Below are 9,439 nucleotides of genomic sequence, written 5' to 3' on the forward strand. Positions count from 1 at the left end.
CACCATGGCTATCTTCCTTACCAAGGACAGCAAGGTCATCGTCCAGGGCATGACCGGCTCCGAGGGCATGAAGCACACCCGCCGCATGCTCGCCTCCGGCACCCAGATCGTCGGCGGTGTCAACCCGCGCAAGGCCGGCACCACCGTTGACGTCGACGGCACCGAGGTGCCCGTCTTCGGCACCGTCGCCGAGGCCATCGAGAAGACCGGTGCCGACGTCACCGTCATCTTCGTGCCGCCGAAGTTCACCAAGGACGCCGTCGTCGAGGCCATCGACGCCGAGATCGGCCTGGCCGTCGTCATCACCGAGGGCGTCCCGGTGCACGACACCGCCGCGTTCTGGGCCTACGCCGGTTCCAAGGGCAACAAGACCCGGATCATCGGCCCGAACTGCCCCGGTCTGATCAGCCCCGGACAGTCGAACGCCGGCATCATCCCGGCCGACATCACCAAGGCCGGCAAGATCGGCCTGGTCTCGAAGTCGGGCACCCTGACCTACCAGCTCATGTACGAGCTGCGCGACATCGGCTTCTCCTCGGCCGTGGGCATCGGCGGTGACCCGGTCATCGGCACCACCCACATCGACGCCCTCAAGGCGTTCCAGGAGGACCCGGAGACCGAGCTCATCGTCATGATCGGTGAGATCGGTGGCGACGCCGAGGAGCGTGCCGCGGCCTACATCGCCGAGCACGTCACCAAGCCGGTCGTCGGCTACGTCGCGGGCTTCACCGCCCCCGAGGGCAAGACCATGGGCCACGCCGGCGCCATCGTCTCCGGCTCGTCCGGCACCGCCCAGGCGAAGAAGGAGGCCCTTGAGGCCGCCGGTGTCAAGGTCGGCAAGACGCCGTCCGAGACCGCCCGCCTGGCCCGCGAGCTGTTCAAGGGCTGACGCCCCGCGGCTTGTCCCACAGCGCCCCGTCCGGACTCCCGGACGGGGCGCTGTGCTTTCCGCGCTCGCCGTTCAGCGGTCGGTCGCGCAGGGGTGCAGGGCCCAGAGGGCGCAGGCGGACAGCGCGCCGGCCACCGTGCCCGGCGGCGGCAGCGCCTCGGTGGTCCGGCCGCCCGCCGGCGGCCGGTACGGCCCGTCCGGGCGGGGCGGCGGCGGGTCCAGCACGACCGGCTCCAGCCCCGGCGTCGGCGAGCACCAGAGGCTGTGCACCCCGCTCGGCGCCCCGTCCGGGAGCAGCGGCAGCAGCGCGTCCGGCGAGGAGGCGAGCGTCGGGAACGCCGCGCACAGCGACGGCGGCGGCGGTTCCGGCGGCCGGAACAGCTCACCCGGCCCGCCACCCGCCAGCGTCGCCACCACCGCGCCCCCCACCGCCGCCGTCAGCAGCACCGCCGCGCCGGTCCGGCCCGCGCTCACCAGCCCGTGCCGGGCCCGCAGCAGCGGCACCGGCGGGCGGTGCGGCTCCGGAACCCCGCGCACCGCCGCCCGGTGCAGCAGCCCGCACAGCCGGTCGGCGAACCCGTCCGCCGCCGGATCCGGCCCCACCAGCTCCGGCACCCAGTGCGCGAGCGCCGTCCGCGCCGTCCACACCCGGCCCTCGGCGGCGGCCAGCGTCGACTCCACCTCCTCCGCCACCGCGACGGCGGGCAGTCCGAGGCCGTCGTGCAGCACCAGCGCCCGGCGCTGCGGGCGGGAGAGCCGGCGGAGCGCCTTCAACAGCGCGCGGTCCCGGTCGGTGAGGCGGTCGTGGTCCGGCAGCACCGCCTGGGTCTCGTCGGCCGGACGGACCTTGATCCGACGGTGCGGCAGCCGCCACGCGTGAGCCCGCCGCGGCCCGCCCCGGTGCCACGGCGACAGCGCCAGCTCGAACGCCCGCACCCGCACCCACCGCTCCGGATCACCCCCGCCCACGACCCGCGCCCACCGCCGCCGCGCCTCCCCGAACGCCCGCCCGACACAGTGCACGGCCCGGTGCTTGCACGCGGTGAGCAGGAACACCTGCTGCACCAACCGCGCGTGCGCCGCCTCGTACACCTCCTCGAACCCCCCGGCCGCAGCAGCGGGCTCCCCGCCGGTGCGCTTGGCCTTGTCCGCGCACGGTTCGTTGAACGCCTCGGCCGCAGCAGCGGGCTCCCTGCGGGTGCGTTTGGCCTTGTCCGCGTACGGTTCGTTGAACGCCTCGGCCGCAGCAGCGGGCTCCCCGTCGGTGCGTTTGGCCTTGTCCGCGCATGGGTCGTCGGTGGCGGGTCGGGTGGGAGTGGTCGGCTTGGCGGCGTTGGGCGCCGTGGCCTTCGCACCCTGACCGGTAGACGAGCTCGCGTCGGTGGTGGCCGGTGGCTTGGCGCCGCCGACGGCGGCAGTGGCCGCTGCGGTTTTTGCGGCTTGGCCAACAGGTGCGTCAGCCTCGGCGCCGGGCTGCCCGCCGGCGATGGCTGGTGCCTTCGCGCCGCCGATGGCAGTGGTGGGCGCTACGGCTTTTGCGCCCTCGCTGACGGGGGCGGTCGCGTCGGCGTCGGCCGGTGCTTTCGCGCTGCCGACGGCGGCAGCCGCGGTTGTGGCTTTCAGGCCCTGGCTGATGGGCGCGGTCGCGGCGGCGGCTGGTGGCTTCGCGCTGCCGACGGCGGCGGTGGCCGTCGCGGGTTTCGCGGCTTGGCCGGTAGGCGCAGCCGTGTTGATGCCGGGCCGCCCACTGGTGGGGGTGGAGGCCGCTGGCTTTCCGCTGTCGACGGAGGCGGGCGCTGTTTTCGCGGCCTGGCCGGGATGCTCGGCCGCCTTGGCGCCGGGCCGTACGTCGGCGGGGGTGGTGGTTGCTGGTGCGGTATCGGGCGCCCCAGGTGCTGCCACTTGGTCAGGAGGGGCGGCCTGCGCAGGCTTGGCCGTCTCAGCGCCGGGCCGCCCATTGGCAGGGGTGGAGGCCGCTGACTTTGCGCTGCCGACGGCAGCGGGGGCGGCTTTCGTGGTCTGGTCGGCAGGTGTAGCCGCGTTGCTGGTGGCTGGCGGCCTTGTGCTGCCGACGGAGGTGGGCGTCGCTTTCGTGGCCTGGCCGTCGGCACCGGACCGCCCGTTGGTGAACGTTGGTGGCTTTGCGCCGCCGACGGCAGCAGCGGACGCGGCGGCTTTCGTGTCCTGGTCGGCAGGCGCGGTCGCGGAGGCGCCGGGCTGTCCACCGGTGGGGGCGGTGGCCGATGGCTTGGCGGCACCGGACGCTGGGGCTTTCGGGGCCTGACCGGTCGGCGCGGTCGCGTCGGCGCCGGGCCGGCCGTTGGTGGGCGTGGGGGTTGGTGGCTTGGCGCCGCCGACAGAGGCGATGGGCGCTGCGGGTTTCGCGGCCTGGACGGTAGGCGCGCCCGTCTCGGGGCCGGGTCGACCACCGGCGTGGGTGGTGGTTGGTGGCGCGGTATCGGGCGCCCCAGGTGCTGCCACTCGGTCAGGAGGGGCGGCCTGCGCAGGCTTGGCCGCCTCGGCGACGGGCCGCCCATTGGCGGGGGCGGGGGCTGCTGGCTTGGCACTGCCGACAGCGGCAGCGGGTGCTGCGTGCCGCTCGGCGGCAGGCCGCCCGTTGGTGGTGGCCGATGGTTTGGCGTCGGCCGTGTGCGGGGCGGCCGCTTCGGTGACGGGTTGCTTGTCGGCGGCAGACGGGGCTTTCGCGGCTTGGTCGGTACGTGTGGCCGCTTCACTGACGGGGGTGGGGGCCGGAGGCTTGGCGCCGCTGCCGACGGCGGCGGGCGTCCCGCTTGCTGCTTGGTTGCCGACGTTGGGTGCTGCGGGCTTCGCGACCTGGCCCGTGGACCTGGTCGCCTCGGCGGCCGGGCGTCCGTCGGTCGCCGGCGTGGGGCTGCCCGCACGCGGGGCGGCCGCTTCGGTGGGGGTCGGCTGCTTGTCGGCGGCGTCGGATGTTGTGGCCTTCGAGGCCTGACCGGTCGGTGCGGCCGCCCCGACGCTGGGCCGTAGATCGGCGGGGGCAGGGTGCGGGTGGGCGTTGCCGCTGGTGGCGTCGGGTGTTGCGGGTTTCGCGGCCTGGCCGGCAGGCGCGGCCGCCTCGGCAGCGAGCCGCCCGTGGGCGGCGCGGCCACCGTCCGCCGTCCGTCCGAGGCCATCAGCCGGTGGTGGGGGGAGGAGGGCGGCGAGGGCGGTGATCTCGGCCTGGGTGCGGGTGCCGAGTTTGCGCAGGGCCCGGTGCTGGTAGCTGCGGGCGGTGGCGGGGGCGACGCCGAGTGCGGCGGCGGTCTCTTCGAGGTCGCGACCGGCCGCGAGGTGGGCGAAGGCCTGGGCCTCACGCACCGTCAGCCGCCGCAGCAGGTCCCCGGGCGGGACGGGCGCCCCCGCCACCCCACGTCCCGCCCCCGCCCCCGGGTCGGTGCGGCCGTGGTCGGCAGCCTTGCCCTTGCCGGGGTGCCCCTTCCCACTGCGGCTCTGCGTGGCAGGCCCGGACGCGGCGGCGGGCGCGGGCGCGGTCCGGCCGGTGGGGCGTTCGGTGGTCGGGGGCTTGGTCATCAGACGCTCCGGGCCGGGTCGGTCGTGGCGGCGAAAGGGCATGGTCTGAAAATGCGCATAAGCCAATAATCTGGGACACCCCGGCGGTTTGCCGCTTCACGGAGCATGGCGAGTCGCCTTGGCACGATGAGGCCCATGACGCAGCTGATGGGCCGTCCGATCCTGGAAGTGCCGGGCGAACTGGGCGCCAGACCCGTCCTGTCCGCCCTGCTCACCGGGGTGCGGACGGCCCTGCTCGGGTTGGCCGTGGTCACCGTTCCGGTGCTCGGGCTCTGGGTGGTGACCCCGTACGCGGACGACGGCGCGGCCGGGGCGTTGCGGCTGGCGGCGGCGCTCTGGCTGCTCGGGCACGGTGCGCCGGTGCTGCGCGGGGCGGCGGAGGCGCCGCTGACGGTCACGCCGCTGCTGCTCGGGCTGCTGGCGGTGGGCCAGCTGTACCGGGCGGCCGCGCGGGTGGCGGCCCGGCCCGGGGGACGGGGGCGGCGCGGCGGGGCGTCGGCGGTGTGGACGGGCTACTGCACGGTGGCGGCGGGGGTGGTGGCGCAGTGCGCGGGGGCGGGGGAGTTCCGGGCCCGGGTACTGCCGGACCTCGCCGTGGTGGCGGTGCTGGCGGGGGCCGCGGTGGCGGCCGGCGCCCGGTCCCGGGCGGTGCCGGCGCCGGTGGGGGTGCTGGAGCGGGCGCTGGCCGGGCTGCCCGCGGTGGTCCGGCCGGTGGGCGGGGCGGCGGCGGTCCGGGCGGCCGCGCTGGCGGCCGGGGCGGGGCTGGTGGCGGCCGGCGGGCTGGTGGTGGCGGGGGCGGCGGTGCTGGCCGCGCTGTCGGTGGGCGCGGCACCGGCGGGCGCGGCGCCGCCCGGCGGGTCGGCGGTGTTCGCGGGCGGCCCGGCGGCGGTGGCGGGGGCGCTGCTGGTGAGCCTGGCGCTGCTGCCGAACGCGGTGGTGTGGGGCGCGGCGTACGCGCTCGGGCCGGGGTTCGCGGTGGGGGCGGGAACCGTGGTGTCCCCGGCGCTCGCCGTGCTGGGGCCGGTGCCGGAGTTCCCGTTGTTCGCGCTGCTCCCGGAGCCGGGCGCGGGCGGCTGGCGGTCGGTGGTCGGCCTGCTGCCCGTGCTGGCGGGCGTGGTGCCGGGGCTGGTGCTGGGCCGGGCGGCGGCCGCCGGTGGGCGGGTGGCGGGAGCGGGGGACGGGCCGCGCGTCCCGTGGTCCTCGTCGGCCACGGCGGCGGCGGTGCTGGTGGTCGCGGCGCTGGTCGGCGTGGCGGCGGCGCTGGGCAGCTGGGCCTCCGGCGGGGCGCTGGCGGCGGGCCGGATGGCCGGGCTGGGGCCGGTGCCGTGGTGGACGGGGCCGGCCGCGGCGGCCTGGGTGGCGGCGGTGGCGGCCCCGGCGGCGCTGCTGTCCCGGGCCCGGCTGGTGCGGGTGGCGGCGGGTCGGTCGCCGGGGTCCGGGGCGCTCGTCACGACCGCACGCCGGGGCGCGCTCCTGCTGCGCGCCCGCGCGCATGCTGCGGTCACCCGCCTGTCCGGTTCCCCGGCGGGCCGGGCGGCCTCGGCCACCCCGGTCGACCGCGAAGGACCGACGGGGAGCTGACCGGGCGGTCTGACCGGGCGGCCGGGTAACGCCCGGTCGCTCAGCCGCGCTGCCTCAGTCGCTCTTCTTGGTGATGTCGACGTACCACTGCGGGGCGAGCCGCTCGCAGCCGTCGGTGCCGCTGGCGGTGAGCGAGTCCTGCACGCAGGTGACGTAGTCGTGGTAGCGGACGGCGAGGCCCAGCACGGAGGAGACGAAGACGACCGTCATCGCGCCGGTCAGGATGCCGGCCAGCGCGGCGGGGGTGAGCGGGTTGGGCGCGCTGCTTTCGAGGGGGACGCCGCCCGTGCCGTCGGCGGGGGCGGCCGCCTTGGGCGCGCGCATCGCGGAGACGCCCCAGACGATGGCGAGCCCGCCGATGAACAGGGCGACGTAGTGCAGCGAGGCGAAGGCGCAGACCAGCGCGCCCATGCCGGCCAGGGCGGCGTTGCGGGCCTTGCGCTGGGCCGGGTCGTTCGGGTCGAGCTTGGGCGGCTGCGGCGCGGCCGGGCGGGGGTGCCAGCCGTTGCCCTGGTAGCCGGGGCTCCAGGGGTGCGGCGGCGGGACGAGGGGCCGCTCGTCCGGGTCGCCGCCCTGGCCGTCGGGCTGGTCGGCGTCGCCGGTGGGGCGGGGGGCGCGCGGCCGCCACGGCTGGTCGGGGGCATCCGCCGGCGGCGGCGCGAAGGGGTTGCGCTCGCCGGTGTCGTCACCGCTGCTCATGGTTCAGCCATTCCTTCTCGGTCGGTGGGCGGGTGCGCCCGCGCCACCCTATGATCCCGCAGGCCCGCGTGGGGGGCTTCGGCGGCCTGTCGTCGGACGGTCGGCCGGGCGCCGGACGCCGCCCGGACGTCGCCCGGACGACATCCGCGCGCGCCCCGCGCGGGCGGGTCGCCACCCGGCGAGATCCCCGTCTCAGCTACGCGCGTAGCCCCCGGCGGCGTGACGGAGGCCGTCCGACCAGCCGTTATGGTGGTGACGGTCAGCAGCTCCCACGGGTTCCCCGGACCCCGCGTCGCGGCGGGTTTTCCCGGAGTTCCCCCTCGCTCGACCTGCCGTTCGTAGTGGCCCCACCGCCGGTGGATGTACCAGCGGACGGCGCCCGACCTACGGAGAATCGCGCAGTGGCCGCCGCCCCCGCTCAGCTCTTCCCACCCCGCACGCCCGGACCGGCCCGTCTGGTGGTGCTGGTCTCCGGCTCCGGCACCAACCTCCAGGCGCTGATCGACGCCGTCGCCGACCCCGCGTACGGTGCCGAGATCCTGGCCGTCGGCGCGGACCGCGACGGCATCGTCGGCCTGGACCGCGCCGAGCGGGCCGGCCTGCCGGTCTTCGTGCACCGGGTGAAGGACTTCTCGGACCGGGCGGACTGGGACCGCGCGCTGACCGCCTCCGTCGCCGCGTACGAGCCGGACCTGGTCGTCACGGCGGGCTTCATGAAGATCCTCGGCCCCGAGTTCATCGCGGCCTTCGCCGGACGGATCGTCAACACCCACCCCGCGCTGCTGCCCGCCTTCCCCGGCGCCCACGGCGTCACCGACGCGCTCGCGTACGGCGTGAAGGTCACCGGCTGCACCGTTCATCTCGTCGACGCCGGCGTCGACACCGGGCCGATCATCGCGCAGGGCGTCGTCGAGGTCCTCGACGCCGACCACGCCGATGGCGGCGACGCGCTGCACGAGCGCATCAAGACAGTCGAGCGCAAGTTGCTCGTCGACGTCGTGGGCCGGCTGGCCCGCGAGGGTCACCGCATCGAGGACCGAAAGGTATGGATTCCGGCATGAGCGCCGCCCCCACCACCACTCCCGTCTCCGAGAACGTCCGGCCGATCCGCCGCGCCCTGATCAGCGTGTACGACAAGACCGGCCTGGAGGAGCTGGCCCAGGGCCTGCACGCCGCCGGGGTCGCGATCGTCTCCACCGGCTCCACCGCCGGCCGGATCGCCGCCGCGGGCGTCCCGGTGACCGAGGTCTCCGAGCTGACCGGCTTCCCGGAGTGCCTGGACGGGCGCGTGAAGACGCTGCACCCCCGCGTGCACGCCGGCGTCCTCGCCGACCTGCGCCTGGAGTCGCACCGCGCGCAGCTGGCCGAGCTGGGCGTCGAGCCCTTCGACCTGGTCGTGGTGAACCTCTACCCGTTCAAGGCGACCGTCGCCTCCGGCGCCACGCCGGACGAGTGCGTCGAGCAGATCGACATCGGCGGCCCGAGCATGGTCCGCGCCGCGGCCAAGAACCACCCCTCGGTGGCCGTCGTGGTCGACCCGGCCCGCTACCAGGACGTCCTCGCGGCCGCCCAGGGCGGCGGCTTCGACCTGCTGACCCGCAAGCGCCTGGCCGCCCAGGCCTTCGCGCACACCGCCGCCTACGACGTCGCGGTGGCGAACTGGTTCGAGGCCTCGGGTTACACCGAGACCGAGGACGCCTTCCCGGCCTTCCTCGGCTCCTCCTTCGAGCGCCAGAACGTGCTGCGCTACGGCGAGAACCCGCACCAGGGCGCCGCGCTCTACACCGACGGCAGCGGCGGCCTGGCCGGTGCGCAGCAGCTGCACGGCAAGGAGATGTCGTACAACAACTACGTCGACACCGACGCCGCCCGCCGTGCCGCGTACGACCACGCCGAGCCGGCCGTCGCGATCATCAAGCACGCCAACCCGTGCGGCATCGCGACCGGCGCCGACGTCGCCGAGGCGCACCGCAAGGCGCACGAGTGCGACCCGGTCTCCGCGTACGGCGGCGTGATCGCCGTCAACCGCCCGGTCAGCGTGGAGCTGGCCGAGCAGATCGCCCCGATCTTCACCGAGGTCGTGGTGGCCCCCGGCTACGAGGACGGCGCCGTCGAGGTGCTGGCCCGCAAGAAGAACCTGCGGGTGCTGCTCGCCCCGGAGGCCCCGGCCAACCGCCAGGAGGTGCGCCCGATCTCCGGCGGCGTGCTGCTCCAGGACGCCGACCGGGTGCACGCCGAGGGCGACGACCCGGCGACCTGGACGCTGGCCACCGGCGAGGCGCTGTCCGCCGACGAGCTGGCCGAGCTGGCCTTCGCCTGGCGGGCCTGCCGGGCCGTCAAGTCCAACGCGATCCTGCTGGCCAAGGACGGCGCCTCGGTGGGCGTCGGGATGGGCCAGGTCAACCGGGTCGACTCCTGCAAGCTCGCGGTCGAGCGGGCCGGTGAGCGGTCCAAGGGCGCGTACGCGGCCTCCGACGCGTTCTTCCCGTTCGCGGACGGCCCGGCGATCCTGATCGCCGCCGGTGTCCGGGCGATCGTCCAGCCGGGCGGCTCGATCCGGGACGAAGAGGTGATCGCGGCGGCCGCCGAGGCCGGCGTGACCATGTACCTCACCGGCACCCGTCACTTCTTCCACTGACGGATCCCGCCGGCGGATCCCCCCGACGGATCCGCCGGCGGAACGGCAGAGCGGCCCGGCCCCCCGCCCCCCGGGGGGCG

General features: G+C 76.2%; 6 protein-coding genes. 4 read left to right on the forward strand and 2 right to left on the reverse strand.

The window, feature by feature from the left end:
* Positions 1–4 precede the first annotated feature (4 nt).
* Positions 5–889: a succinate--CoA ligase subunit alpha gene (gene sucD, locus AB0N76_RS05985; protein ID WP_030393363.1), complete on the forward strand. Its 885-nt coding sequence runs from the start codon at positions 5–7 to the stop codon at positions 887–889.
* 72 nt (positions 890–961) lie between these two features.
* Here the strand turns inward: sucD and AB0N76_RS05990 are convergent, their stop codons facing one another.
* Entirely contained in the window at positions 962–4,441 is a 3,480-nt protein-coding gene (locus tag AB0N76_RS05990) for a LuxR C-terminal-related transcriptional regulator (RefSeq protein ID WP_363553578.1), read from the reverse strand.
* Positions 4,442–4,576: 135 nt separating this feature from the next.
* Here AB0N76_RS05990 and AB0N76_RS05995 point away from each other — a divergent pair, with 135 nt between their 5' ends.
* Positions 4,577–6,022: a DUF6350 family protein gene (locus AB0N76_RS05995; protein WP_363553580.1), complete on the forward strand. Its 1,446-nt coding sequence runs from the start codon at positions 4,577–4,579 to the stop codon at positions 6,020–6,022.
* A gap of 54 nt (positions 6,023–6,076) precedes the next feature.
* Here AB0N76_RS05995 and AB0N76_RS06000 read toward each other — a convergent pair whose 3' ends face one another.
* Positions 6,077–6,721, reverse strand: a complete 645-nt coding sequence (locus tag AB0N76_RS06000) for a hypothetical protein (protein WP_363553582.1) — start codon at positions 6,719–6,721, stop codon at positions 6,077–6,079.
* A 401-nt stretch (positions 6,722–7,122) separates the two neighbouring features.
* On the opposite strand from AB0N76_RS06000, the gene purN reads away from it, so the two are divergent.
* Together purN and purH are read left to right on the forward strand one after the other, a co-directional pair.
* Complete coding sequence (gene purN / locus AB0N76_RS06005) at positions 7,123–7,782, forward strand: phosphoribosylglycinamide formyltransferase (RefSeq protein ID WP_363553583.1); 660 nt, start codon at positions 7,123–7,125, stop codon at positions 7,780–7,782.
* The gene (gene purH / locus AB0N76_RS06010) at positions 7,779–9,359 is read left to right on the forward strand and encodes a bifunctional phosphoribosylaminoimidazolecarboxamide formyltransferase/IMP cyclohydrolase (protein WP_363553585.1); all 1,581 of its coding nucleotides are present in this window, start codon (positions 7,779–7,781) and stop codon (positions 9,357–9,359) included. Before purN ends, purH begins: the two co-directional genes overlap by 4 nt.
* Positions 9,360–9,439: the final 80 nt, after the last annotated feature.

This window comes from Kitasatospora sp. NPDC093806 (assembly GCF_040683335.1).
GTDB lineage: Bacteria > Actinomycetota > Actinomycetes > Streptomycetales > Streptomycetaceae > Kitasatospora.